Below are 24971 nucleotides of genomic sequence, written 5' to 3' on the forward strand. Positions count from 1 at the left end.
AGGCAGGAAACCGCCGGTGCGAGTTCGCGGTGTCCGGGCTGCCGGTTCGTCCGCGCGACTGTGGCCGAGGCCACTGCCGTGGCGGTCACCGGCCTCGTGCTCGTCTGCGTGGCGGCCGGTGCGGCATTGGCGGGCATCGGCGGTTCCGTCCGTGCCTCGATCGGGTCATTTTGGCGAGCGTTCCCCCGGTGCTGCTCGCGGTGGTCGGGACCGGAGCTGTCGCTGTCGTGGCGATGACCAGCGGTATCACCGCGTCCTGGGCGACACGGGAGAGTCCTGGCCCGCTGATCACCACGAAGGAATGACGTGTGATGATCACGCCGGTCGTCGTGATCGTCATGCGAATTCCCGAATAAGAGCTGGTGACGGATAGCGACGATTGGTCGCGCTCCGTTCTCGCGTAGAAGACGCCGTGCACCCCTGTCAAGTTCGCCGTCATTAGCGCCGCGTTTCCACAGTTCAGTTAGCAAAAGCCCTGCTCGCATCCTTTCACCCGCTCGGTCACGGCGGCCCGCCCTGCCTGGGAGAGCGCGTTCATCCACCACAACGAGCGCGGGCGATCCTCGGAACGGGGGTGTTGCGTTGCGCATCCGACTGAGTACTCTGCACTCACCCCCTCAAGATCATCGCTGTTGGTCATGTTGATCATGTGGTGTTATCTTTCCGTCGCCAATTCGGGTGGTCGTGGAGCGTTGTGAAGCTGAAGAACGTGCCTGAGACGAATTACAAGACAATTCGTTCTCGGCTCACTGGTGTCGTGGTGGTTCCCAGCGTCGTCCTTCTGGCCATGTGGGCGTTGTTCTCGTCCTACACGGTGTTCGAGGGCCTCTACCTCCAGCTGGTCGCCTCCGGTGCCCGGGACGCGTCGATCCCCGCGGTCCAGTCGTTCGCGTCGCTGCAGAAGGAACGCGAGCTGTCCATGACGAGCCTGAGCCGGTCCGGCTCCAGCACGTCGGCGTTGCTCAAGCAGCAGCAGGACACCGACAAGGACGTCGAGAAGATGAAGTCGGCGTTCGCGGAGCTCGCCTCCCAGGCGCCGCAGGAGATCGTCGACGGCATCAACAAGCTCAACGGACTGCTCGACCAGCTGCCGGAGCAGCGGGAGCGGCTGGAGTCCGGTGCCACGTCCAAGGACGAGGTCTACCGCTACTACAACAGCGTGCTCGACGCCGGTGGCTCGCTGTTCGGCACGCAGGCCCGCATCGTGCCCGACGCCGAGACCGTGCAGGGCGCACTCGGTGCGCTGCAGTACTTCCAGGCCTCCGACGCCATGTCGCGGTCCAGCTCGGTCGCCGCGGGCGCGATCGTGACGGGCAGGTTCACGCAGGAGGAGCACCGCGAGTTCGTCAGCCTCGTCGGCGCGTACCACTTCACGCTCAACGTCATCGAGCCCACGTCGCTGCCGAACGTGCGCGAGCACTTCAAGCAGCTCACCGGCAGCGCCCCGTACCAGCAGCTGGTGACCCTGGAGAACCGCCTCCTGCAGAACGCGGAACGGCCCATCGGGCAGCAGGTCACGCTGGCGGACTACGAGAACGCCACCCGCGCGGTGTCGCAGGAACTCACCACGATGGTGCAGGAGCAGTCCACCGGCGCGGTCAACATCGCGATGGCGAACGGCAAGGAGAAGTTCACCACCGTCCTGATCGGCAGCCTGATCGCCCTGATCGCGGTCATCGCCGGCATCTTCGTCGCGGTGCGCGTCTCCAACCGCCTGGTCAACAAGGCGTTGATCGTCCGCCTGATCAGCCTGAAGAGCGACTCCCTGAAGCTCGCGCACGAACGCCTGCCGGACATCGTCGAGCGGCTGCGCGAGGGCAAGCACGTCGACGTCGCCGCCGAGGTGCCCGCGCTCGACTACGGCAACGACGAGATCGGGCAGGTGGCCGACGCGTTCAACGCGGCGCAGTACACCGCCGTCGCCGCGGCGGTGAAGGAGAGCCAGACCCGTGAAGGCGTGAACCGGGTCTTCCTCGACATCGCGCGCCGCAACCAGGGCCTGGTGCACCGCCAGCTCAAGATCCTCGACAAGCTGGAGCGCGAGGAGGAGAACCCAGACCACCTCGACGCGTTCTTCCAGCTCGACCACCTCGCCACCCGCGCCCGCCGCAACGCCGAGAACCTGATCATCCTCACCGGCGAGCAGCCGGGCCGGCAGTGGCGCAAGCCCGTGCGCATGCTCGACGTCGTGCGCGCCGCCGTCGCGGAGACCGAGCAGTACGCCCGCGTGAAGGTGCACCCGGTGCCCGAGGTCGCGCTGGTCGGCGCCGCCGTCGCGGACACCATCCACCTGATCGCGGAGCTCGTCGACAACGCGACGTCGTTCTCCTCGCCTCGCTCGCAGGTCGAGATCCACAGCAGCGAGGTGCCGCAGGGTCTCGTCATCGAGATCGAGGACCACGGCCTCGGCATCAAGCCCGAGGACCGAGAGCTGCACAACAAGATGCTGGCCGCGCCGCCGGACTTCGAGGCGATGAGGCTGCGCGGCGAGTCCCGCCTGGGCCTGTTCGTCGTCGCCCGGCTGGCCGCGCGCCGCCACATCCACGTCGAGCTGCGCGACTGCCCGTCCGGTGGCACCATCGCGCTGGTCCTGATCCCGTCCGAGCTGATCGTCGGCGAGGCGGGCGCGGTCGACCCGGCGGACTCCCAGCAGATGCCCAAGCCGACGTTCCGCCAGCAGGCGCTGCAGCAGGCCTCGCGGTCGCCGGAGGCCCTGGAGGCCTCGGTCCCGATGCAGGGCGACCTGGTGCGCGACTCCCGGCCGGGCGAGAGGCCCACCGAGACCTTCCACCTGGACGACTTCTGGGCCGGGAGGGCAGTGGGAAACGACCTGACCCCAGGCCCGGACAGGGACCTGGACAGCAGCAGCGGGCACATCGAGCTGCCCCGGGACGACCGCCCGGCCGGGGTCTGGCCGGCCGACGACCCGGCGGAAGGTGAGGCGACGACGCGTCAGAACACCCGGCCGGAGCTGCCACGCCGCAGGCGTCAGCAGCACCTCGTACCGCAGCTGGCCAACGACGAACCCCGGCCGATGCCCGAACTCGCGGAGTTCGACCCCGAGGAACGGGCGGAACGCACCCGCGACGGAATGTCCGCCTTCCAGCAGGGCACGCGCAGCGCCCGCCAGGCCGACGACGTCGTGGAACCGTGATCACGAAACTGAAAGGGCTATTTCCGTGGACGACCTGACCGGCGGGCACCCCGAGCTCAACTGGCTGCTGGAGGACCTCGTCGCGAGAGTGGTCGGTGCCCGGCACGCGGTGGTGCTCTCCGCGGACGGCCTGCTGCTCGCCCACTCTCCCGAGCTCTCCAAGGACGACTCCGACCACCTCTCGGCGATGGCGTCGGCGTTCCAGAGCCTCGCTCGCGGCACCGGACGGCACTTCGGAGGTGGGCAGGTACGCCAGACCATCGTGGAGATGGAGCGCGCGCACCTGTTCGTCACAGCGGCGGGGCAGGGCGCCTGTCTCGCGGTGGTGGGCGACGAGGACGCGGACATGGGCATGATCGCCTACGAGATGAACATGCTCGTGAAGCGAGTCGGCGCGTACCTCTCGTCGGCGCCCAGAACACTGGCGTCGCCCAGGATGCCCAACCCCCTCGGGTTGTCATGAGCAACTCCTCCGACTGGTGGTACGACGAGGCGGCGGGCCCCATGGTCCGCCCGTACGCGATGGTGAGGGGCCGCACCAGGCCCAAGCCCGCGGGCGAGGACCTGACCCTGACGACCCAGGTCCGGGCGCTGCGCACGACGACGGACCAGAGCGCGCTGTCGGTGGAGCACCTGGAGATCATCAAACTCTGCCGGAAACCGCTTTCCGTCGCCGAGGTCGCCGCATACCTGCACGCGCCGCTGGTCGTGGTGAAGGTGCTCCTGAGCGACCTCATCCAGCGCGGTGACGTCATCACCAGCGGCCCGGCCACCACGGTGGCCCCGGTCGACATGAACCTACTCCAGAAGGTGCTCGATGGTGTCCGTGCAATCTGATCGGCCCGATTCCGGGCAGGGCGGGGAAGAGCTCCTCGTGCCCTCGTCGGTCAAGATCGTCATCGCCGGCGGTTTCGGCGTCGGCAAGACGACGATGGTCGGCGCGGTCAGCGAGATCACCCCGCTGCGGACCGAGGAACTGCTCACCGAGGCCGGCGAGGAGATCGACGACCTCTACGGCGTCGAGGGCAAGACCACCACGACGGTCGCGCTGGACTTCGGCCGCATCACGATCAACCCCGAACTGGTCCTCTACCTGTTCGGCACCCCGGGCCAGGACCGCTTCTGGTTCCTGTGGGACGAGCTCGCGATCGGCTCGATCGGCGCCGTCGTCCTGGTCGACACCCGCAGGCTCGACGCGGGCTTCGGCGCGATCGACTTCTTCGAGCGCAGGGGCATCCCGTTCGTCGTGGCGGTGAACTGCTTCCAGGGCAGCCACTCCTACACGGCGGAGGAGATGCGCGTGGCGCTCGACGTCGCGGAGACGGTGCCGCTGGTGCTGTGCGACGCCCGCGACCGCGAGTCGTGCAAGGCGGTGCTGGTCCGCGTGATCGAGCACGCGATGAACCGGCTCGACGTGATGGCCTGACACAGCTGTTCCTGAAGCCCTTGGCGCCGTGCGCCAAGGGCTTCAGCACGTTCCAAGCACCTGGCCCGGAGTCTTGTGGGAAACCCCGGGGCTCTCGTCGGTGGCTACGGGCGTCTGCAAGTACCACCAACTCTTGATCGAATCGCCGTCTACTGCACCCAACCTGTTCGCTGTCCGTCGGACTCGGTTCCGTTCCGGTAAGTCCGGTCGACGCTGTTGGCGGTAGTCAAGTGCCTGTTGATGCCGGGTTGGTAGTACTTGCAGACGCCATCAGGGCCAGGTGACGGCCGGTCGGTGAGGAACGAACAGGACCTCTGGCAACGTGCTCAAGGCCTGATCTGCTTCAGCCTGCACCGGAACGGCCTGAGGATCGGCGGGATCTCGGTGAGCCGGTAGCCGGGCACCTGTTCGGGGTTCTTGGCGATTCCCGCCAGCGTCTCCGCCACGTACTCCAGGTGGCTGCGGGTGTACACGCGGCGCGGGATCGCGAGCCGCACCAGTTCGAACGGCGCGGGCGTGATCAGGTCGCCGGAGGAGTCGATGTCGCCGAGGTAGAGCGAACCCACCTCGGCACAACGGATTCCGCCCGCGAGGTAGAGCTCCGACGCGAGCGCGTGGCCGGTGAAGCGGCTCGGCGGGATGTGCGGCAGCAACCTGCCCGCGTTGAGGTAGACCGCGTGCACGCCGGCCGGCCGCACACTGTCCACACCGGCCTCACGCGCGCAGTCGGCGAGGTACGCGGTGGCCTCGGCCCGCTCGCGCAGGTACAGCGGATCGGTGACCTCCATCAGGCCCTGCGCGCACATGTCGAGGTCGCGGCCGGACAGTCCGCCGTACGTGCTGAACCCCTCGGTGGCGATCAGCAGGAGTTCGCACTGCTTGGCCAGCTCGGTGTCCTGCAGCGCGAGCATCCCTCCGATGTGGACGATGCCGTCCTTCTTCAGGCTCAGCACGCAGCCGTCGGCGAGGCGGAACGCCTTCTTCGCGACCTCGCGTGGACTGTGGTCGCGGTACTTCTCCTCCCGCTGCGTCACGAGCCACGCGTTCTCGGCGAACCGGGCCGCGTCGAGGATGAACGGCACGCCGTGCCGGCGGCACAACTTCCGCACGGCCTTGAGGTTCGCCATCGACACCGGCTGCCCGCCGCCGCCGTTGTTGGTGATCGTCATGAGCACCAGGCCGACGTCCTCGGGTCCCTCCAGCAACTCCTCGAGTGCGACGAGGTCGATGTTGCCCTTGAACGGCTCGTCGCTGTCGAGGTCCGCGAAGGCCGGCGACGGGAGGTCCCGCACCACACCGCCAGCGAGTTCGACGTTCGCGCGGGTGGTGTCGAAGTGCGTGTTGCTGACCGAGAGCTGTCCCGGCTTCAGCAGCGCGCTGAACAGGATCCGTTCCGCTGCACGGCCCTGGTGCACGGGCAGGATGTGCTCGTACCCCGTGAGTTCCTCGGTCACCTCGCGGAACCGGAACCAGGAGCGGGATCCCGCGTAGGTCTCGTCACCGCGCATACCGGCGGCCTGCTGTTCCGCGGACAACGCGCCGGTGCCGGAATCGCTCAGCAGGTCGATCGTGACGTCTTCCGCCGTGAGGTTGAACTGGTTGTACCCGGCCTCGGCGTAGCGGCGTTCCCGGTAGTCGCGTGTGGTGATGGGAATGGGCTCGACGACCTTGATGCGGTACGGCTCCACGGCGGTGGCCTTTCTGGTGCAGCGTTAAGCGGAGAGTGCGGTGGTGCGGGGTGGCGTGACGTCGTAGGCCTCGGAGGACAGGTAGACCGAGACTCCGGGCTTCGGCAGGCCCAGGCGCAGGGACACGTGGGCGATCAGCCCCACGCCGTCGCCGAGCGGCCTGCGGACGAGGCTCGCGAGCGCCATGACGAACGGCGTGGTGTCGAGCCCGCACCGCGCCATGATCGCCAGCACGCGTTCGCACGCCTCCAGGTCGTCCTGCACGTAGTCCCGCACCGGGATGTAGAGCGAGTAGCCGCTGGGCCGGTCGGTGTCGCCGGACAGGAACGTGTAGCTCGACATCAGCGGGCGCCGGGTGAACGGTTCCGTGCCGCCGCGGGCGATCTCGCAGACGTCCGCCAGGAGCGCGGGGTCGACGTCCGGGGTCGCCGCCGCGGCCCGCGCCACGTCCGCGATCATCGCGTCGGCGTGCGACACGTAGGTCTTCACCCGCGCCCGGTGCTCGTCCGTGAGGTCGAGGGCGAAGAAGGAGAACCGGTCCAGCCCCTCGCGCCGCAACCCGTGCTCGGCGACGACGGGGAAGGCCGAGTGCAGGCCGAGGCGGGCTAGTGCCTCCGCGACCAGGCCGGTAGCGCGCTCCCGGCCGCGCGCGTCGGGGTTGAGGTAGACCTTGACGGCCGGCGCGCCCGACGGCTGCACGATCAGCGAGTACCAGAACGTGAACTCGCCCTGCGGGTCGTCCGGCAGGAACAGGTCGCGCACCCGGTCGAACTGCCCGAGCCGCAGTTCGTACTGATCCACGAGCCGGTCCAGCACGCCGAGCGCGGCGGTCAGGTTGGCCTGCCTGCCCGGCTGCTCGGCGAGCGACTCGACGATCATGCGAACGGCGGGCCGTTCGTTTTGGGCCAAAGCCACCGAGAATTCGACGGGAGAGTGGTCGTCGGCGACGAATGAGGGCCATTGGGGAACTGTGGAGAGGGGTGCCCGGCAGCCGGGGCCTAATGCCTCACCCAGCAGTTTTGTCGCCGTATTAGCGGAGTCCGCTAAACCGACGGCGCGCAGGAGGTTGCGTAGTTGGCCAATGGCGAAATCATGCAACGAGACGGCTGGCGCGCTCAAGATGGGGCACTCCTGATCGGCCGGGGAATCAGGTCGGGTCGCAATCCTGACGGGGTGGAATCGCGAAGTGAATTCTCTCAACCAGCCACATACCCAGGTCAAGAGCCAAGGGGGTTGCGTGCGACACTCTGGACTGTGATGAAGATTGCACCACTCGGTCTATTGACTTGACCGTTTTGACTGATCTCGCGGGCAATTGCGTCTGCGAGTACGGGTGTGCTATGCGCGGACGCCAATGGTGCCGCAGAGTAAGGTTTGTGCCAATAGTGGCCCGCGTGGTAAAGCGTCCGCATCGCGCCCGTTTGTCCCGGTGCAAAGAAACGGGGGTGCCCGCGCCGCGGACACCCCCGTTCGGGGCTTGTTCGGAAACTGCTCAGCTGCTCGACTTCGCGCACCGCGCTTTGCCGGGGCAGCTGCGGATCATGCGCACCGACGGTGCCTCTTCAATCGTGCCGGGCGGATTCACCGCGCCGTCCGGCCACTGCACGGAGATCGCGATCGACGACGCGTTGTTGTCGTAGTTCTTCTCCAGCAACGCGCGGTCGGAGTTCACGACGTTCACGACGTCGTACACACCGGACTTCACGTGGGTCAGGTCGAGCCACTGGAAGTCGACCTCGTGCTTGTAGTCGTCACCGGACCCGACCGAGATGCCGAACATCACGTCCAAGGCGGACGGGTTGTGGTGTTCGCACATGTGACCTTTCAGGCGCTGCGCGAGCTTGCCCTCCGGGCTCTCCGGATTCTCCGGCCGGTGCGGGAGGTCGTCGGACACGGTGTAGCGGTCGCCGATGCAGAAGCCGTTCTTGCGGTCCGTCTCGACCACCCTGCCGTCCGGCGCGCGTAGCTGGAAGTACTCGAAGTTGAGCAGGTGCCAGTGCGTGTGCGTCGGAGCGGGTTCGTAGTAGGCGCTGGACTTGGTCTCGCGGCGCGCCTCGTTGTACGACCCGGCGATCGAACCGTCCACACCGGACTGAACGGCCTGACGCACGTTCATCGTCGGTGTGGCGGTGCTGTCGCGGTGGGCGTGCAGCAGCAACGGACCGTCGCCCACGTTGTCGATCGAGGTGGTGAACCGCAGCCGCACGGCCTGCGCGGTGCCGCCGCGGAACATGCACTTGCCGCGCGGCGCCGAGGCGTCCTCCACGAGGCACACGTCCCAGGCGCGGCACAGCAGCGGGGAGCCGTCGTAACCGCCGGGGCAGCCGATGGGTGCCTGGCGGAGATCGGGCAGCAGCGGCGCGGGGTCGGCCTGGACGTGCTGCGAGGAGACGAGGTTGACCGCGGTGAAAGTCAGTGCTGCGATGACCGCGCCGATTCTGCTGACCATGCGGTGTTCTCCTGGGTCGAGGAACTCCTGGCGTCGCGCAGGAGCGTGGCCGTCACCGAGCGCGAGAGCTCGACGCTCGAGTTCCAGCTGGTGACATCGGGGTAGACGTGGGCCGTGGTGGCGAGCAGCAGCCGCGTGCCGGGCACCTCGACGGCCGGGCGCTTCGTGAGGTACCCGAGCGGGTAGACCGGTTCGACGAACGGTGCCTTGAACACGCGCACCTCGTCGACGTCGTCGGCGGTAAGTCCTTTGTGGAGGCTCAGCAGCTGCTCGGTCCACCGGCGGGCGATGCTCTCGGAGTCCTCACGGTACAGCGCGGACTCGCGATCGGTGTAGTGCATGACGTACACGAGGTGCCGGTCGCCGTACCGCTCGGAGCCCGTCAGCGGGGTCATCTCGATCACGCCGTCGAAGTCCGTGCCCGAGCGGATCACCGGCGCCCAGTAGTGCCCGGACAACGGCTTGCGCAGGAAGAACAGGGTGTTGACGACACCCTGGTACGGGAGCCGGACGTCGGGCAGCAGCGGCACGAGATCGGGGTCCGCGATGGCCCGCAACGCCGGCAGCGGGACCGTGGAGACCGCGTGGTCCGCCTCGATCGTCTCGCCGCCGGACAGCGTGACGAGCACCCGGTCCTCGCCGGCTTCGAGCCGCCCGACCGGGGCCGAGGTGCGGACCTCTCCGCCGTGCGCCTCGATGGACGCCCTCAGCGCGTCGATCACGCTCTTGTAGCCACCGGCCGGGTAGCCGCGCACCGACTCGTTGCTCTCGCGGCCCAGGCGCTGCCACACGTACAGGGCGGGCACGTCGCCGAACGCGGCGCCGAACTTCGCGCCGAACAGCGGCGCGAGCAGCAGCTCCCAGATCTTGTCGCCGTACAGGCCGCGCAGCCAGTCCTCGGTGCGCATGCCGTCGAGGTCCTTGCCCTTGCCCAGCCTGCGCAACAGCAGCGAGACCACGCCGAAGCGGATCCGGTTCACGAGGCTCAGCGGCCGGAACCTCAGCAGGTCCAGCGCCGAGTTGAACGAGCGGTGCTCGCCCTCGACGATCATGCCCATCGAGGTGGGGTTCCAGCCGACGCTCTCGCGCAGGCCGACCTCGTCCAGCAACGCCAGCAACGCCGTGTCGGTCGGCATCACGCAGTGGTAGAAGCGTTCCACCGACCGGCCCTGCGAGGTGAAGAACGTGCCGAGACCGCCGAGCTGGTCGCTCGCCTCCAGCAGCGTCACGGCCATGCCCTCGCGGGCGAGGCGGTGCGCGGTGGCGAGGCCGCAGATGCCCCCGCCGATCACGACGACGCGCTGCGGCATCAGAGCTTCCGGAACGGCACGGGCGCGAGGCGGTCACGCGTGAGCAGGAGCAGGTACTGCTTGAGCGTGCGGCCGAGTCGGAGCTTGCTGGCGCCGGGCTTGCGGTCGTAGCGCAGGTGCAGCGGGATCTCGCTGACGATCGGCCCGCAGTGCCGCAGCTTGAGCAGGAGCTCGACCATGCAGGCGAAACCGCGTTCCTCGACCAGGCGCTCGCCCCAGTGCGCGGTGGCCCGGCGCAGCAGGCTCACCCGGTAGGCGCGGAAGCCGCTGGTGAAGTCGCGGACCCCGTCGAAGTGCAGCACCTTGCCGAACACGACGCGGGCGCCGCGGGAGAGCAGCCTGCGCCACTGCGGCGCGGTCGAGTCGTCGCCGCCCGCGACGAAACGCGAGCAGATCACGACGTCCGCGCCCGCCTTGATCTCGGCCAGCATCGCGGGGAACACCTCGGGGTCGTGCGTGTCGTCGGCGTCCATGACGATCAGCACGTGCTCGGGTGCGGCCTCCGCGAGCGCCGCCCGCAGTCCTGACTGGACGGCCTGGCCGAGCCCGAGGTTGACCGGGTGGGTCACCAGGCGGACGTCGAGCCCGTGCACGCCGGTCGCGCTCTCACCGGTGCCGTCCGACGACCCGTCGTCGACCACCCACACCGTGATCCGGTCGGCGAGGTCGGTGCGGGCGATGCGCGCCAGCAGGGACGGCAGCGCCACGGCCTCGTTGTAGGCGGGCAGGACGACGTGCACATCGCCGCACGTGCGAATCGGCTTCTGCACGATTGCGACCGGTTCACCGGCCGAATGCCGGATGCCGTGTTCGTCGACTCTCACTCTGGCGCCCCCTCTTCGGTGGCTCGTGGTTGATGGCGTGAATTATTGACACGGCGTGCTAAAGCTTTGAGTGCGGCCCTGGGTGAGTTCAGGGCAGGAACAACGTCGAAACCTCACCATCTGCGTTCGCGCGGGACACTGAAGAGGGAATATTGATACCCGAAGAGATGATTTCTCAGAGTTCATTCACCCTTTCGTGCGCTCCTGCGACCACGACTCCTTCGATCGGATGATCTTTCAATGAGGCGATTCTCGGCGGTTGCCGTTCCAGCTGGACCATTCCACGCGCGCGAGGCTGATCCCGGACGCCCGCCGCAGCGCCCCCTCAAGCCGTCCTCGGTGCGCCGGGACCTGCTCAGCCGGGTGAACGCGGTCGCGGTGCTGCTCGTCCTCGCCGACGCCGTGACGCTCGCCGTGGTGTGCGTGCAGCGCGGTCTCGGCTGGGGCTGGGGCACCGCGGTCGTGGCGGCGGTGATCACGATCAGGGGAGCCTGGCGGCTCTACCGGCGGCGGCTGTGGCTGTCGTGGCTGCAGGACCTGCCCCGGTCCGCGGCGAGCACGGCGCTGGCCTTCGCGCTGCTGACCGGCATCGGCCTGGCCAGCGGTTCCGACGCGGCCGAGCTGGCCGCCGCGCAGTGGGCGATGATCGTGTTCGCGCTGGTCATCGAGCCGGTGCGGTGGTGCGTGTTCGCGTTCGGCCGGTGGTGCCGCCGCCGGTTCGACCGCTGCGACCGCACGATCATCGTCGGCGCGGGCGAGGTCGGCGTGAACCTCGCGAGGACCATGCTGGAACACCCCCAGTTCGGCCTGCGGCCCGTCGCGTTCGCCGACTCCGGCCCCGATCCGGACCGGCAGCCGCCGATGCTCGAGGTGGTCGACGGCGACCTGGCCGACGCGATCGTGCGGCTCAAGGCCGGCACCGTAGTGCTCGCGTTCTCGCACACCCGCGACTCACCGCTGGTGGACGCCGCGATCACCGCGCACCGGCTCGGCTGCTCGACGCTCGTGGTGCCCCGCATGTACGAGCTGCACCCGGACGGCCCCGGCATCGAACGGCTGCGCAGCTACCCGCTGATGCGCCTCGGCACCGCGCCGACCAGCAGGCCCACCTGGTGGATCAAGCGCGCGGCCGACCTGCTGCTGGCCGCGGTCGCCCTGGTCGTGCTGTCACCGGTGATCGGCCTGTGCGCGCTCGCGGTGCTGGTCGAGAGCGGCCGGCCGCTGTTCTTCCGGCAGGTCCGCGTCGGCATGGACGACCGCACGTTCACCCTCTACAAGATCCGCAGCGTCCGGCAGTCCGGCGAGGACGACTCGCAGGTGAAGTGGTCGGTCGTGGGCGACTCCAGGGTCGGTCCGGTGGGCCGGTTCCTGCGCCGCACCTCGCTCGACGAACTGCCCCAGCTCTGGAACGTGCTGCGCGGCGACATGTGCGTTGTCGGGCCACGCCCGGAGCGTCCCGGTTTCGTTCGCGAGTTTTCGTCCATTCACGAGCTATATTGGGCGCGCCATCGCGTTCCGACCGGCTTGACTGGACTAGCCCAGGTGCACGGTCTGCGAGGTGACACTTCCATCGCCGACAGGTCTCGATACGACAACTACTACATCGCGAATTGGTCGTTGTGGCTCGACCTGAGGATTCTACTGATGACAGCGGGTGAGTTGTGTTGTCGGAGAAATCGCTGATACGTCGATTCGCAGCTGTCGCTCTCGTACTTCTTTCGAGTGCATGTGCGGTCAGCGCCGCCGAACCGGACCCGATCATCACGGGGCCGATGCCGAAGGCGCTGGCGCCGTGCGCGTGGTGGTACGGGATCGGCGACTCGCCCACGCAGTGGGAGATCAGGGCCGCGGCCAAGCACTACGACGTCGTCGTGCTCAACGCCTGGGAGACGGCGGCCATGCGCAAGCTGCACGAGCTGAACCCCAAGGTCAAAGTGCTCGTGTACAAGGACTTCTCCAGCACGCGCAACTACTACGGCGCCGTCGAGGCCGACCGCGACGCCCGGTACCTGCCCACCGGGATCGGCTACCACGCCGCGGAGAAGAACCAGCCCGGGTGGTTCGCGATCAGCACGCTGGGGCAGCGCATCGAGTGGGACGGCTACCCGAAGCACTGGCAGATGACGGTCTGGGACCCGGCCTACCAGAAGGCCTGGGCGGACGCGGTCGTCGGCGAGGTGCTGCGCGAGGGCTGGGACGGCGTGCTGGCGGACAACGACTTCAGCTCGCTCAAGTACTACTCGAGCGCGGTGATCGCGGGCACCGCCGACGCCGCGGGGTCCGACCGGCTGCTGCGCGACGGCCTCGACGCCATGCTCGCACTCACCGGTGACGCCCTGGAGAAGGCGGGGCGGATGCTGATCCCCAACGTGTCGGAGTCGCAGCTGACCCCCGGCCGCTGGTCGGCGCACTCCCGGTACGCGGGCGCGATGGAGGAGAACTTCGGCCTGCAGGGCGACGACGGCACCGGCGAGCTGATCACGTTCCAGGGCAACCAGTTCAAGGAGCAGCGCGCGCAGGCCGCGCTCGGCGAGTCCTGGTTGCTGCTGATCACGCACACGAAGTCGGACAAGGAGGAACGCGTCGGGTACGCCTCCGCCGCGCTCCTCGCGAGTCCCCACACGTGCTGGACGAGGGCGCAGCCCGACTACAAGAACCCGTACTGGTCGCTGTACCAGGACGCACGCCTCGGCGAGGCGGTCGAGACGGCCAACCGCCTGCCGAACGGCGTGTGGAACCGCCGCTACTCGGGCGGCTGGGTGGCCGTGAACCCGACGAAGACGTCCGTGCTGCTGACGCCCCCGCCGGGCCTCGTCACGCTGAAGGGCGAACCGGTGCCGGCCCAGCTCGACCTGCCGTCGGCCGACGCGGTGGTGCTGGTCAACGGCCCGAAGCGGTGAGCTTGCGGTAGAGGTCGAGGTGCCTGCGGGCGCAGACCTCCGCGGTGAACCGCTCCCGTGCCCTCGTGGCGAGCCGGTGTCCGGTGCTCGCGGGGTCGGGATCGTCGAACAGCGCGCGCAGTCGCGCGGCCAGCGCCGCCACGTCGCCGGGCTTCGGGCAGTCGTCACCGGAAACGCCCAGCATGTCCGCGACACCGCCGGTGTCCGTGGCGACCACGGGCTTGCCCGCGGCCATGGCCTCCGCGACGACGAGCGGCTGCTGCTCCATTGTGGACGGCAGCACCAGGGCGTCGTGCTCCAGCAGCAGTTCGGGGACGTCGCTGCGGAACCCCAGGAACTCCACCCGGTTCGCGAGGCCGCGGCGGGTGACCCGGCCCTCGGCCTGGAGCCGTTGCGGGCCGTCGCCGACGACGGTGAGCGTCGCGTCCTCCGGCATCGTGGTCTCCAGCGCGTCCAGCAGGTCCAGCAGACCTTTGCGTTCCACCAGGAGCCCGACGAACACCAGCTTGCGCACCGGGCCGGCAGGCGGGTTCGCGGCACCGACCTCGACGCAGTTGTCGATGTGGGTCATGCGGTGCGGGGGCACGTAGAGCCGTTCGCGCAGGAACCGGCCCATCTCCCTGGCCGGGACCACGGTGCGGTGCACGACACGGGCGACGGCGGCGTCGGCGGCCAGCACCGCCCTGGTGTAGGCCGGGGGAGGGGTGGCGCCGCGGACGTTGCGGAACCACGGCTCGGCCACCTCGTCGGGCACGCCGTGGTAGGTGTGCACGATCTTGGTGCCGGTCGTCGCGAGGGCCGCGCTGACCAGCCCGGACCGGCGGTCCTGGGCGTGCACGACGTCCGGGTGCCAGGCCTTGATCGCGGCCCGCGCCTGCCGTGCGGCGGCCATGTCCCCCTTGCGCGTCACCAGGGTCTCTTCGAAGTACGGGTCGATGAGCTCCGCGCCGCGCCGGGGCCGCGGGCCGAACACCCGCACCTCGGCCTCGCCCGACTTGGCCAGCGCGGCGGCCAGGCGCACCGTCACGTCCACCGGGCCACCGCTGTCCTGGGTGAGCAGGTAGGCGATCCGTGTCATCGTCGTCCTTCCTCGGTGACCAGTGCCGCGGTGAGCGTCGCGATCTGGTCGGTCATGCGGTCGCGGTCGAACAGGGTTTCGGCCCGCAGCCGGCCGCGCTTTCCTTCGGCGGCGGCGAGTTCCGGGTCGGCGAGCCGGAGCGCAATCGCTTGCGCCAGTGCTGTCGTGTCGCCTGCGGGGACCACTTCGCCTGCGTCACCGAGGCTTTGCCCGACGCCCTCGACGTCGAACGCGACGACGGAGCGTCCGCAGGCCATGGCTTCCAGCGGCACCAGCGCCATGCCTTCGGCGCGGGAGGGCAGGACCACGACGTCGGCCTCGGCGTAGAAGCGGTCGACCGCGTCGCTGTGGCCGTGCCAGCGGGTGTTCGGGTGTTCGGTGGCGCGAAGTTGCGCCGCCATCGGGCCGTCGCCGACGACCAGGAGTTCGGCGTCCGGGACCTTCGCGAGCACCTTCGGCCAGGCTTCGAGCAGCAGGTCCTGACCCTTCTGGTGAGCCAGCCGTCCGACGCACACCGCCGTGGGGGTGTCGTGCGCCTTGGTCTTCGGGCTCAGACGCCGGGTGTCGACGCCGTTGCAGACGACCTCGGCTCGTGCGGTCACCCCTGCCGTGCGACCGGCTTTCAGCTCGTCGTCGCTGACGCACAGGAGCAGGGGCGTCCAGCGGGAGGCTGCGGCCTCCCAGAACCGGCAGGCGCGGCTGAGCAGTCCGGTGGCGACGCGGAACGACCACAGGTGGGGCTGGAAGATCGTCGGCGTGCGGCCGCGCAGGACGAGCCTGGCCAGACCGGCCTTGGAGCTGTGCAGGTGGACGACATCGGGCTTGATGTCTCTGAGCGTGCTGCGGAGTGCCCGGAGTTCCAGCGCGGTGCGTGGACCTGGGCTCCGGGTGGCGTGCCAGGTGTGCAGCGGGATTCCGGCTTCGCGGGCCTGTGCGGGCAGCCAGCCGGTGGGCGGGCAGGCGATGCTGACGTCCCAGCCGCGCCGTCGCTGGGCCTTGGCCAGGTCCAGCACCACGACGGCGACCCCGGCCTCGACCGGCTGCGTCACGTGGACGATCTTCACGCGCGCTCCTTCAGTCCGATGAGGACGGTGCGGTTCAGGGGCAGGGCGATCGCGCAGTAGGTGGCGAGCAGCAGCAGGCCGGTGGTGATCAATCCGGCGATGGTGGTGCTGTCCGGCAGGACGGTGCTGAGAGCGACACACGCGGCCGCGGCCCCGGCGACGCCGGCGACGGCGCGCAGCGGGACGGGGAACGCGAGGCCGTTGCGGGCGAGGACCAGCCAGGTCAGCGGTACCAGCAGCCACACCACGGTCACCTGGGTGAGGGCGACCGCCGCCGGGCCTTCTCCGGTGGTGAAGACCAGCGCGGTCAGCAGGGCGACGAGGTGGGTGGCTTCGAGGGCGAGGTACTGGCGGGCGTGCCCGGCGGCCCTGATCACCTGATACCAGACGTGCAGCAGGCTCAGGCCGAGTCCGTAGCCGCACAGCAGCACCAGCAGCCCGGCCGCGTCGGCCCACTGCTCGCCGAGGACCACGATCCCGTGCGCGGACAGCGCGACCACGACGTACAGGCCGCCGGTGACCACCAGGGTGGCGACGGTGAACCGCTGCAGGGTGGCGGGCAGCCGGTCGGTCCGTCCACTCCGGACCAGCTCGGCGCAGATCGGGAACAGCACGCCGCCCAGCACGACGGCGATCATGATGTACGGCACCCAGGCGATGCGGAACGCGAGCGAGTACCCGCCCACCGCCTCGGGGCCGAGGACGTGCCCGATCGCCAGGTAGTCGACGTTGATCAGCAGTACGGCGATCAACGCGCCAGGCCCCACGACCACGAGCCACTTCGCGGCCTCCGCCGCGGCTTCGTGGTCCCAGACCGGGCGGATCCGCGCTCCGGCCACGGCGGCGAGCACGGGTTGTGCGACCGCGGTGCAGAGCAGGCCCAGGACCAGCGCCGTGGGCCCGGTTCCGTTCGCCGCCAGCGTGACCGTGACCGCCGCGCCGGCGAGCATGCCACCCGCGTCGGGGAGCATGCGGCGCCGGAAGTCGAGCTCGCGGTGCATCAACGCCATCTGCACCCCGCCCGCCGCGGTGAACGGCAGGGTCAGCGCCGCGAGCCGCAGCATCCCGGCGGCCTCCGGCGCCCCGAGCGCGGTGGCGATCGGGTGCGCGGCGGCGATGACGACCGCCGTCAGCACCACTCCGGTCGCGACGCTCATCGTGAGCACGGTTCCCGCGGTCCTGAGCGGGTCCAGGGCGGTGCGGCTGACGATGTCGTAGACGCCCATCGCCTGGACGACCTGGCCGATGTTGACGACCGACACGACCAGTGCCACCGCGCCGAGGTCGGCCTCGGTGAGGAACAGGGCGAGCGCGAGGGTCACCACGATCTGGCTGCTCTTGCTCACCAGGTTGACCGCGAAGAGCCACAGCGACCCCCGCACCGCCACATCGGTCATGCGGCGCGCCGGACGTGCCGTGCCGCGAACACCGCGAGCACCAGCCAGGCCGCCACGACCGCGACCCCGTCCAGCGTGACGGCGGCCCGCGCTCCGAGAACGCTCTTGATGGCCGTGTCGACGAAGTACAGGTGCGCGAACGGAACCCCGAGCAGCAGGGTGGCCATGCCGGCCCACCGCCAGTGGCTGTCCTTGCGCCGACGCCAGCACACGACGGCCAGCGCCGTCATCGCCGGCACCGCGATCAGCACGTCGCCCGGCTGGTGCACGAGCGCGACCACGATGCCCAGACAGGTCAGCAGGTCCGCCGCCTCCGACCCGTTCGCCGTCCGGTCGAGCCTGCGGGCCAGCAGGGCGGTGACTGCGAGAACCCCGCACAGCGCCAGCAGTTCCGCCGCGGGCGGCAGCCACCCGGTCGTGCGGAAGAACACCGCCGGCAGGTCGACCCGTTGCGCCGTCATGGAGTCGACCGCGCCGTACCCGGTGCTGCTCGCCCACTCCAGGTTCCGCGAGATCACGTCGAGGAACGCACCGACTCCGCCGCCTCTGACGACGAGGAGCGCGGCCACGGGCAGACTGGCCGCCGCCGCGATCACCGTGCCCAGGAGCGCGACCTTCCGGTCACCGCGCACGAACAGCAGCAGCGCCAGCGGAAGCCCGAACTGCGGCTTCAACCAGGCCAGCGCGAGCGCCGCCGACGCCCACGCCGGGCTCTTCGTGCGCAGCAGCAACGCCCCGGCCGCGCCGACCGCGATCAGCGGGTTGACCTGCCCGACGTACATCTGGGCCTTGCCGACCTGGCTCGTCACCAGCAGCGTGCTGATCACGACGGTGCCCGCGACCACGGGCAGCTTCGCGCGTCCCGCGGCCATGACGGCGAGACCGACCAGCAACACCAGGCACGCCAGCGCGAACGCGACCGCGCCCACCCGGTACTCCGGCAGCGCGAACGGCAGGTGCAGCACCAGGTGGTAGGGCTGGTAGAGGTTGAAGTTCTGGCGCACCGGCCAGTGCTCGAACATCACCGCCGGGTCGTACGGGTTGCCGCCGTTCAGGAACTCGCGGATCGGGAAGTAGAGCGCGTCCCGGAAGTCCTGCATGCGTTCTTCCGGCAGGTTGCCCTCGGTGGGGAGCGGCACCTCCCACGCCGGCTTGAGCGCGCGGAACGCGCTGAGGACGCCGGCCAGGGCGACGAGGGCGAGGCCGATCTTCTTGGCGAGACCGGCCCGGCTGGTCGTGGTGATCATTCCGGCACCACCGCCAGCACGACGGAGGTCGCGGCCACCGCGGCGACCGCGGCCAGCGCCGCGAGGGAGGCGAGGCCGGCGATCGTGAGCACGACCGGGAGGTCGACCTGGCGCACGAGGGCGGCCCAGCGGGAGGGGATCGTCACGCCAGCACCACCGCCACCAGCACCGACGAGGCCGGGAGCACCGCGAGGGCCGTCGCGAGGTCGTTGCGGTGCGCGCGGTCGTTCGACGCGACGGCGATCACGGCCGTGCCGTCCGCGGGCTCGGAAGCCTTGTCCGGCAACGCACGCGCGAGTTCCTCCGCGCGTTCCGCCAGTGTCGGGCTCACCGGCAACACCCGCACCGGGCGGGCCGCCGCCACGCACAACGCCGTGAGGCGCTCGGTGAGAGCGGGGTCGTCGTCGTGGGCGACGACGACCGGGTGCCTGATGCCCGCGGCCGACAAGGCCGCACCCACCGCGTTGGCGCGCAGGCGGCGCACCGCCACCACGGCCACACCCGCGATCACCGCGGCCACCAGGGCGAGGCCCGAGGCGAGACGCCAGTCCGGCGTCACCTGCGTGGTCTCGGGGCGCGGGTCGACGAGGCGGAACTTGGCGGCGGGCGCCAGCAGGTCGGCCTCGATCACTGCCCGGGCCACCGCGGTGACGGCCGAGGCGGCGTGGGCGGCCGAGTCGGCGCGGACCGAGATGCGGGCGACGCCGGACGCGGGGACCAGTTCGACGGCGATGGCGTCGGCCAGGCGGTCCGGCGTCGTGCCCGCCGCGCCGGCCGCCGCGTCCAGCACGGACGGGCTGCGGACCAGTTGCACCACCGCCGGCGCGGCCAGCGAGGTGACCTCGCCGAACTGGGCGCTGTCGGGTGCGGACGGGGTGGCGAGCAGGGTCAGCCTGCCCTCGGTCACGCCGTCGCGCAGTGCGACGGCCAGCAGCACGGCCGCACCGACCAGCACGGCGGCCAGCACGCCTTCCACCACAGCTCTGCGAGCTTTCATCGTCCCTCCAGGACGGTACGAAGCAGTTCGTCGTAGGACTTCATCAGGGTGTGCGCGTCGGCCGAGCCGTCGTGGGACGCGGCCACCGAACGCGCGGTGGGGGAGAAGAGCAGGCCGCGCAACGCTTTCGCGGTCTGCCCGGGGCTGCGGCGGGGGACCAGTACGCCACCACCGCCGGACAGCACCTCCCGCACACCGTCCACATCGGACGCGACGACGGGGCGGCCCGCCGCCAGGGATTCGAGCAGCGCGATCGGCATGCCCTCCCAGTCGCTGGTGAGCACGGTGACGTCCGCCGCTTCGAGCAGGTCGCGCACGTCGGTGCGGGTGCCGAGGAACCGGATCCGGCCGGGGGCACGCGCCTCCAGCTCCGCCCTCAGGCTGCCGTCGCCGGCCAGCCACAGTTCGCAGTCGCCGGGGATCTGGGCCCACGCGTCGAGCAGCACGTCGTGCCGCTTCTGCGGTTCCAGCCGGGCCGGGCAGAGAGCGACGGGCACGTCCAGCGGCGTCCCGAGCCGGGCCCGCACGGTCGCCCGGTCCGCCGTCGGCGCGGAGGGGAAGACGGCGTTCGGGATGACGACCACGGAGCCGAGCCCGGCGTCGCGCAGCCGTTTCGACGCGGCTGAGGCAACGGTGACGACGACGGTCGACACCCGGCGCAGGACCTTCACGGCACCGGGCACGTCCGCCTCGGCGACGCCGTGGAACACCGTCACCACAGGCCGTCGCGGCGTGGCGATGCGCGCGACGAGCGACGCGGAGACGTTGTGCGCCACCACGACATCGGGCCGGAACCCGCGCACGGCCGTCCGCACCGCCCAGGCCGCGCGCACCACTCCCAGCGGCGAACGCCGTGCCACTGGTACGTCGAAGACAGGGACACCACCGGCGCGCAGAACATCGACGCGGAACCCGCCGCCGCTCGCCACCGCGGACTCCCAGCCGACGTCGCCGCCCGCCAGGGCCATCCCCGCCACGAGCGCCTCGGCACCACCAGCGCCCATCTCGCTGATCACGTGGAGAACGCGCATCGGGACTCCTTCTGAGAACGCCGCTCGAGCGCGGCCGCGAGGGCGACGAGAGACCACAGGGGCAGGTAGTACTGCTCGGACAGGAAGATCGAGGCGACCAGCACGGCGATCAGCGCCGCCTGCACGGCCACGGCCTCACGCCGGTCCGCCACGCGCCGCAACGCCCGTTCGCTCGCCACGAACCCGACCGCGACGAACGCGATCAGCAGCGCGAACCCCGGAATCCCGAGTTCGGCGGCCACTTCGAGGAACAGGTTGTGCGCCACCGGGGTCTGCTCGTCGATCTCCGCGTTGTGCCCGGCGGACGCGTACTCCTGGCGGAACCCGCCGGGCCCGACGCCGAGCACCGGGTTGTCGGCCAGCATCCGCGAGGCCGCCTGCCAGCGCAGCATCCGGGTGTCGGCGTTGGTGCCCGCGATGTGGCTCTTCTCCTGGAGCGCCCGGGACAGCTCGGCCTGCGCCGTCGAGGCGAACACCAGCGCCGCCACACCGGCGACGGCGGCCGTCACGACCACCGCCCGGACCGGCAGGGCCCGGCGCACGATGAGCCACACCAGCGCACAGGCCAGCGCGATTCCGCCGCCACGCGAGAACGTCGCCGCGGCACCGGCCACCAGCACCGCGCCCAGCAACAACAAGACGACCCGAGACCGGCCCCTGGCCGGCAGCGCGACCAGCAACGGCAGCGCCGCCACGAGGAAGAACGCCAGGTCGTTGGGATCTTCCAGGGGCCCGGTGGCGCGCAACGAACCACCGGCCACGCTGAGCAGCCCGCCCGCCGCCGCCACGACCGCACCGGCGACCGTCGCCGCGAGCAACGCGCGGACCGGCACCTCCCGCGCGGCCACGTCGGCGAGCACCACCGTGATCACCAGGAACGGCACCCACCGCACCAGGTACTCGAGCGTGAACGGCTCGGCCTCGTGCACCGCGGAGGTCGCGAGCAGCACGACCGCCAGCAACGCGACGACCAGGTGCAACGGGTGCGGCGCGGGCAGGCGTCGATTGCTGTACAGGGAGAACAGCCAGACACCGATCAGCAGCGCGGGCACGATCTTGGCCAACTGCCCGTGCACCTGCAGCAGGTAGCCTTCCAGGGGCGCCAGCGCCACCGTCCCGCAGGCGAAGACGCGCAGCAGGACCGTCAGCCACATGCGACCGGATCCCGTTCGCGCAGAGGAGATCCCGCGATCCGCTCGACGTGCGCGCCGGTGCCGACCACGTCGAAGTGCTCGCGCAGCAACGACAGCACCCAGCCCAGCAGCTCGACCTTCTGCGCGCCCGGCACGGCCATGCCGGGGAAGAACTCCATCCCGGGCGCCTCGGCACCCGAGAGCACGTCGGTCGGATGCAGCAGCAACGACGGGGAGACCTTGCGCGCCAGGCACAGGCGCAACGCCGTGCGGAAGTACCCGCGAGCCAGCCGGGGCGAGATCTGGTGCAGCTGCAACAGGTACGCGCCGTGGATCGGCACCCGCAGCAGCGGCATCGTCGTCACCGGGAGCTCGACCAGTCCGTTGTCCCGCCAGCGGTACGCGGTGTTGGGAGCGCGGACCTTGCCGAACCCGCCGAACAGGTCCTCGCCGCCGTCCGTCGATCCCGCCGAGCGGTTGTGGTACGCGCGGGCCAGCGGTCCGATCCACGTCGGCAGCACGCTCGCGTCGTAGCGATAACCGCGCCGCTGCAACACGTCGAGCAACGCGGACGTGACGCTGTAGCCGGGTCCGCGGAACCCGACGGGCCGTGGCGCCCCGGCGGCCATGATCGCCTCCTCCGCGCGCATGACCTCCTTCTCGACCTCCTCGTCGGAGAAGCGGTGCAGCCACGGCTGGTGCCAGAACGAGTGGTTCGCGATCTCGTGCCCGGCCGCGGTGATCGACGCGACCGCCTCGGCGCCGTCGTCGCGTTCCGCGTCCGCGCCGACCACGAAGACCGTGGTGGTCAACCGCTGTTCACCGAAGACGTCCAGCAGGCGCGGCACCGCGGACGGCAGGAAGCTCGGCCTGCTCTCCCACCGGGGATCGCCGTGCGTGCGCAGGTACGCCCACAGGTTGTCGAGGTCCAGCGACACACTGGCGACGGGCTTCACCGCTCACCTCTGGCCGTGACCAGCTCCCGGGCGGGCTTCGCGACGGACCCGAGCACCAGCACGCCGGACACCACCAGCAGCACGCCCAGCACGACCCACCACTCACGCCCGGCCGCGATCTGGTCGCCCATCACCGCGAGCCCGGCCGCCGAGCCGATCACCACCGTGGTCGCGTCCATCGACGCCACCGCGGACGTGGCCGAACCACGCTGCAACGCCGTCGCGAGGCACGCCTGCCCGACGAACGCGGCGACCACCATCACCCAGGTCAGCGGGTGCAGCACCAGGTCGAGCACCGGCTTGCCGGCGACGTTGCGCGCCGCCACCGCGACCACCGCGAACGCGATGCCGGCGAGCACCGGCGTCGCGGCCTTGAACACCCGTGCCAGCGGCAGCACCGTGACCGTCAGCAGCCCCAGCACCACCAGGGCGGGCACCAGCGGGAGCTCACGGGCGGTGGACGGCGCCGCCGCACCCGTCAGCAACAGCAGTCCGCACGCCATCACCACCAGCACCGCGATCTCGACGCGCCGGATCCGCCAGCCGAGCAGCAGCACGCCGATCACGGTGGCGAGGCCGACCGCGCACGACGAACCGGCCTGCACCAGGTAGAGGGGCAGGTCCTCGCGAGCCAGGAACGCGAACAGGAATCCGCCGACCTGCCCGGTGAACCCCAGCAGGTACAACCGGTCCGCGGCGAGGCGGGCGAGCAATCCCACCCCGGTGCCGGGACGTTCCTCGGCCCTCCGCGCGGCGACGGTCTGCGCGACTATCCCCAGGCCGTAGAGCACAGTGGACACCGCAAGTGCCAGATGACCGGACATGAGCGCGGACACTACGACACGCTTGTGCGGCAACACTTTCGAGCGATATCGGAGGCAACTCTTTCGAGTGAACGTGAGCGGGATGTGCCCGGTTTCGTCAAGATCGATGCAGTACCTTGCCGCGGTGCGGGAAACGAACATCGTCACGATCGTCTGCGGCACCAGGCCGGAACTGATCAAACTCGCGCCGCTGGTCGACCACTTCGGCAGCGCGTGCACCATGATCTACACCGGTCAGCACTACGACCGCTCGATGTACTCGCTCATCCGCCGCGAGGTGCCGGAACCGGGCGCGTTCCACGAACTGCGGCTGGGCGGCCTGCGCCGGGGCGACCAGCTCGGTCGTGCCGTCTCGGCGGTGGACGAGGTGCTGGCCGCGCACCGGCCGGGCGCCGTGATCGTGCAGGGCGACACGACCTCCGCGCTCGCGGGAGCGTTGGCCGCCAACGCCTGCGACGTGCCGCTGGTGCACGTGGAGGCGGGCCTGCGCAGCTACGACCGCGCGATGCCGGAAGAGCACAACCGCGTGCTCATCGACCACCTCTCCGACCTCTGCTGCGCGCCGACGTCGTTGAACCGCCGCAATCTTCTCGGCGAGGGCGTCGCGGAGAGCCGCATCGCCGTCACCGGCAACACCGTCGTGGAAGCGCTGGCGCACGCGTTGCCCTCCGCGGACGAGCAGGACGTGGTCCTGGGCGACCTGGGCCTGAAGCCCGACCGCTACGTCCTGGCCACCATCCACCGCCCCGAGAACGTGGACGACGCGGCCAACCTGGAGATCGTCCTGCGCGAGCTCGGCGGACTGCCCCTGCCCGTCGTGCTGCCGCTGCACCCGCGGACCGCCGCACGCATCACCGAGTTCGGCCTGGAAGCGCTGCTGCACGGCCTCCAGGTGATCGAGCCGCAGCCGTACCGGTCGTTCCTGGCCCTGGCGCACGGGTCCGCGGTGGTCGTGTCGGACTCGGGCGGCATCCAGGAGGAGGTGAGCGTGCTGAAGCGGCCCGTCGTGGTCGTGCGGCGCAGCACCGAACGGCCGGAGATCGAGGGCACGTTCGGCACGCTCGTCCCGCCCGGTCCGCTGGTGGGCGGCGCGGTGCTGGCGTGGCTGGACGACGTGGAGGGGCATCGGGCCGCGCTGCGGGAGATCCCGTCGCCCTACGGCACCGGCTCGCCGTCCGAGCTGATCGCCTCCGCCGTCCGCCGGATGCTCGACAGGCCCTGAAGTCCGAGCCCGTCCGACTTCGTCCGACCCGTCTTCCGCTCACCGCCGCCGCAGACCAGCGTGAGTGGCGTTGATGTTGGTCGAACTGGGAGGAGCGGACCCGTGAAGCGATTCGCCAAGCTGGCCGGTGAGCGGCTCGTCGGACTCGTGCTGCCGAAGATCGATGCCGGTGCGTGCGTGCCGGAGCACGGGCAGTGTTGCAAGAGGGGCTACCGCTTCAACTGCAACGGCATCTGCTCGTCGGTGAGCAGCAGCTGCAAGTGACACGACG

The 24971-nt window shown here is 70.3% G+C and carries 23 protein-coding genes; 8 read left to right on the plus strand and 15 right to left on the minus strand.

What is annotated here, in order from left to right; translation table 11 throughout:
• Window positions 1-757 precede the first annotated feature (757 nt).
• Genes SK571_RS04495 through SK571_RS04510 form a run of 4 tightly spaced genes read left to right on the plus strand, consistent with a single transcriptional unit; the run spans window position 758 to window position 4580 of the window.
• Entirely contained in the window at window positions 758-3154 is a 2397-nt protein-coding gene (locus SK571_RS04495; RefSeq protein WP_319982746.1) for a sensor histidine kinase, read from the plus strand.
• 25 nt (window positions 3155-3179) lie between these two features.
• Window positions 3180-3617, plus strand: a complete 438-nt coding sequence (locus tag SK571_RS04500) for a roadblock/LC7 domain-containing protein (protein ID WP_030475700.1) — start codon at window positions 3180-3182, stop codon at window positions 3615-3617.
• Complete coding sequence (locus SK571_RS04505; RefSeq protein WP_319982747.1) at window positions 3614-3991, plus strand: DUF742 domain-containing protein; 378 nt, start codon at window positions 3614-3616, stop codon at window positions 3989-3991. Before SK571_RS04500 ends, SK571_RS04505 begins: the two co-directional genes overlap by 4 nt.
• Window positions 3972-4580, plus strand: a complete 609-nt coding sequence (locus SK571_RS04510; RefSeq protein WP_319982748.1) for a GTP-binding protein — start codon at window positions 3972-3974, stop codon at window positions 4578-4580. The genes SK571_RS04505 and SK571_RS04510 overlap by 20 nt, the downstream gene beginning before the upstream one ends.
• A gap of 326 nt (window positions 4581-4906) precedes the next feature.
• Here the strand turns inward: SK571_RS04510 and SK571_RS04515 are convergent, their stop codons facing one another.
• The 5 genes from SK571_RS04515 to SK571_RS04535 all read right to left on the minus strand — a co-directional run bounded on the left by SK571_RS04515 (window position 4907) and on the right by SK571_RS04535 (window position 10851).
• On the minus strand, window positions 4907-6268 hold the full coding sequence (locus SK571_RS04515; protein WP_319982749.1) for a tryptophanase: 1362 nt from the start codon (window positions 6266-6268) through the stop codon (window positions 4907-4909).
• Window positions 6269-6292: 24 nt separating this feature from the next.
• Window positions 6293-7489: a tryptophan dimethylallyltransferase family protein gene (locus tag SK571_RS04520; protein ID WP_319982750.1), complete on the minus strand. Its 1197-nt coding sequence runs from the start codon at window positions 7487-7489 to the stop codon at window positions 6293-6295.
• Window positions 7490-7760: 271 nt separating this feature from the next.
• Window positions 7761-8717 carry a lysyl oxidase family protein gene (locus SK571_RS04525; RefSeq protein ID WP_319982751.1) on the minus strand — a complete coding sequence of 319 codons (957 nt, stop codon included), beginning with the start codon at window positions 8715-8717 and terminating at the stop codon, window positions 7761-7763.
• Window positions 8681-10027 carry an NAD(P)/FAD-dependent oxidoreductase gene (locus tag SK571_RS04530; protein ID WP_319982752.1) on the minus strand — a complete coding sequence of 449 codons (1347 nt, stop codon included), beginning with the start codon at window positions 10025-10027 and terminating at the stop codon, window positions 8681-8683. The genes SK571_RS04525 and SK571_RS04530 overlap by 37 nt, the downstream gene beginning before the upstream one ends.
• Window positions 10027-10851, minus strand: coding sequence for a glycosyltransferase (locus tag SK571_RS04535; protein WP_319982753.1), 825 nt, complete (start codon window positions 10849-10851; stop codon window positions 10027-10029). Before SK571_RS04535 ends, SK571_RS04530 begins: the two co-directional genes overlap by 1 nt.
• Window positions 10852-11190: 339 nt before the next feature.
• Between SK571_RS04535 and SK571_RS04540 the strand changes: the two genes are divergently transcribed.
• Together SK571_RS04540 and SK571_RS04545 are read left to right on the plus strand one after the other, a co-directional pair.
• Window positions 11191-12534 carry a sugar transferase gene (locus SK571_RS04540; protein ID WP_319982754.1) on the plus strand — a complete coding sequence of 448 codons (1344 nt, stop codon included), beginning with the start codon at window positions 11191-11193 and terminating at the stop codon, window positions 12532-12534.
• A gap of 89 nt (window positions 12535-12623) precedes the next feature.
• Window positions 12624-13751, plus strand: coding sequence for a putative glycoside hydrolase family 15 protein (locus tag SK571_RS04545; protein ID WP_319982755.1), 1128 nt, complete (start codon window positions 12624-12626; stop codon window positions 13749-13751).
• Here SK571_RS04545 and SK571_RS04550 read toward each other — a convergent pair.
• From SK571_RS04550 to SK571_RS04595, 10 genes are read right to left on the minus strand one after another with little or no spacing between them, the layout of a single operon-like run.
• Window positions 13732-14829 (minus strand): glycosyltransferase family 4 protein, encoded by a 1098-nt coding sequence (locus tag SK571_RS04550; protein WP_319982756.1) that lies wholly within the window; start codon window positions 14827-14829, stop codon window positions 13732-13734. The two genes, SK571_RS04545 and SK571_RS04550, sit on opposite strands and share 20 nt — an antisense overlap.
• Window positions 14826-15893 (minus strand): glycosyltransferase, encoded by a 1068-nt coding sequence (locus tag SK571_RS04555; RefSeq protein WP_319982757.1) that lies wholly within the window; start codon window positions 15891-15893, stop codon window positions 14826-14828. Before SK571_RS04555 ends, SK571_RS04550 begins: the two co-directional genes overlap by 4 nt.
• Complete coding sequence (locus SK571_RS04560; protein WP_319982758.1) at window positions 15890-17290, minus strand: oligosaccharide flippase family protein; 1401 nt, start codon at window positions 17288-17290, stop codon at window positions 15890-15892. Before SK571_RS04560 ends, SK571_RS04555 begins: the two co-directional genes overlap by 4 nt.
• A complete protein-coding gene (locus tag SK571_RS04565) occupies window positions 17287-18537 on the minus strand; it encodes a glycosyltransferase 87 family protein (RefSeq protein ID WP_319982759.1) in 1251 nt (416 codons plus the stop codon). Before SK571_RS04565 ends, SK571_RS04560 begins: the two co-directional genes overlap by 4 nt.
• Window positions 18534-18683, minus strand: coding sequence for a hypothetical protein (locus SK571_RS04570; protein WP_319982760.1), 150 nt, complete (start codon window positions 18681-18683; stop codon window positions 18534-18536). Before SK571_RS04570 ends, SK571_RS04565 begins: the two co-directional genes overlap by 4 nt.
• Window positions 18680-19534 carry a hypothetical protein gene (locus SK571_RS04575; RefSeq protein WP_319982761.1) on the minus strand — a complete coding sequence of 285 codons (855 nt, stop codon included), beginning with the start codon at window positions 19532-19534 and terminating at the stop codon, window positions 18680-18682. Before SK571_RS04575 ends, SK571_RS04570 begins: the two co-directional genes overlap by 4 nt.
• The gene (locus SK571_RS04580; protein WP_319982762.1) at window positions 19531-20565 is read right to left on the minus strand and encodes a glycosyltransferase; all 1035 of its coding nucleotides are present in this window, start codon (window positions 20563-20565) and stop codon (window positions 19531-19533) included. Before SK571_RS04580 ends, SK571_RS04575 begins: the two co-directional genes overlap by 4 nt.
• Window positions 20547-21719 carry an O-antigen ligase family protein gene (locus SK571_RS04585; protein WP_319982763.1) on the minus strand — a complete coding sequence of 391 codons (1173 nt, stop codon included), beginning with the start codon at window positions 21717-21719 and terminating at the stop codon, window positions 20547-20549. Before SK571_RS04585 ends, SK571_RS04580 begins: the two co-directional genes overlap by 19 nt.
• Window positions 21710-22654 (minus strand): polysaccharide deacetylase family protein, encoded by a 945-nt coding sequence (locus SK571_RS04590; RefSeq protein ID WP_319982764.1) that lies wholly within the window; start codon window positions 22652-22654, stop codon window positions 21710-21712. The genes SK571_RS04585 and SK571_RS04590 overlap by 10 nt, the downstream gene beginning before the upstream one ends.
• Window positions 22651-23478 (minus strand): hypothetical protein, encoded by an 828-nt coding sequence (locus SK571_RS04595; RefSeq protein WP_319982765.1) that lies wholly within the window; start codon window positions 23476-23478, stop codon window positions 22651-22653. The genes SK571_RS04590 and SK571_RS04595 overlap by 4 nt, the downstream gene beginning before the upstream one ends.
• A 106-nt stretch (window positions 23479-23584) precedes the next feature.
• On the opposite strand from SK571_RS04595, the gene wecB reads away from it, so the two are divergent.
• Window positions 23585-24700: a non-hydrolyzing UDP-N-acetylglucosamine 2-epimerase gene (gene wecB, locus SK571_RS04600; RefSeq protein WP_319982766.1), complete on the plus strand. Its 1116-nt coding sequence runs from the start codon at window positions 23585-23587 to the stop codon at window positions 24698-24700.
• A gap of 102 nt (window positions 24701-24802) precedes the next feature.
• A complete protein-coding gene (locus SK571_RS04605; RefSeq protein WP_319982767.1) occupies window positions 24803-24964 on the plus strand; it encodes a hypothetical protein in 162 nt (53 codons plus the stop codon).
• Window positions 24965-24971 lie beyond the last annotated feature (7 nt).

Origin of the sequence: Lentzea kristufekii, from assembly GCF_033949925.1 — a bacterium.
Classification (GTDB): Bacteria; Actinomycetota; Actinomycetes; order Mycobacteriales; family Pseudonocardiaceae; genus Lentzea; species Lentzea kristufekii.

What these genes read in the sequence shown, in the direction of transcription:
- SK571_RS04585 (WP_319982763.1), bottom strand. Translation starts at nt 21,719, where the DNA reads ATGTGGCTGACGGTCCTGCTGCGCGTCTTCGCCTGCGGGACGGTGGCG.
- SK571_RS04505 (WP_319982747.1), top strand. Translation starts at nt 3,614, where the DNA reads ATGAGCAACTCCTCCGACTGGTGGTACGACGAGGCGGCGGGCCCCATG.
- SK571_RS04545 (WP_319982755.1), top strand. Translation starts at nt 12,624, where the DNA reads ATGCCGAAGGCGCTGGCGCCGTGCGCGTGGTGGTACGGGATCGGCGAC.
- wecB (WP_319982766.1), top strand. Translation starts at nt 23,585, where the DNA reads ATGCAGTACCTTGCCGCGGTGCGGGAAACGAACATCGTCACGATCGTC.
- SK571_RS04575 (WP_319982761.1), bottom strand. Translation starts at nt 19,534, where the DNA reads ATGAAAGCTCGCAGAGCTGTGGTGGAAGGCGTGCTGGCCGCCGTGCTG.
- SK571_RS04595 (WP_319982765.1), bottom strand. Translation starts at nt 23,478, where the DNA reads ATGTCCGGTCATCTGGCACTTGCGGTGTCCACTGTGCTCTACGGCCTG.
- SK571_RS04510 (WP_319982748.1), top strand. Translation starts at nt 3,972, where the DNA reads ATGGTGTCCGTGCAATCTGATCGGCCCGATTCCGGGCAGGGCGGGGAA.
- SK571_RS04550 (WP_319982756.1), bottom strand. Translation starts at nt 14,829, where the DNA reads ATGACACGGATCGCCTACCTGCTCACCCAGGACAGCGGTGGCCCGGTG.
- SK571_RS04580 (WP_319982762.1), bottom strand. Translation starts at nt 20,565, where the DNA reads ATGCGCGTTCTCCACGTGATCAGCGAGATGGGCGCTGGTGGTGCCGAG.
- SK571_RS04560 (WP_319982758.1), bottom strand. Translation starts at nt 17,290, where the DNA reads ATGACCGATGTGGCGGTGCGGGGGTCGCTGTGGCTCTTCGCGGTCAAC.
- SK571_RS04525 (WP_319982751.1), bottom strand. Translation starts at nt 8,717, where the DNA reads ATGGTCAGCAGAATCGGCGCGGTCATCGCAGCACTGACTTTCACCGCG.
- SK571_RS04530 (WP_319982752.1), bottom strand. Translation starts at nt 10,027, where the DNA reads ATGCCGCAGCGCGTCGTCGTGATCGGCGGGGGCATCTGCGGCCTCGCC.
- SK571_RS04565 (WP_319982759.1), bottom strand. Translation starts at nt 18,537, where the DNA reads ATGATCACCACGACCAGCCGGGCCGGTCTCGCCAAGAAGATCGGCCTC.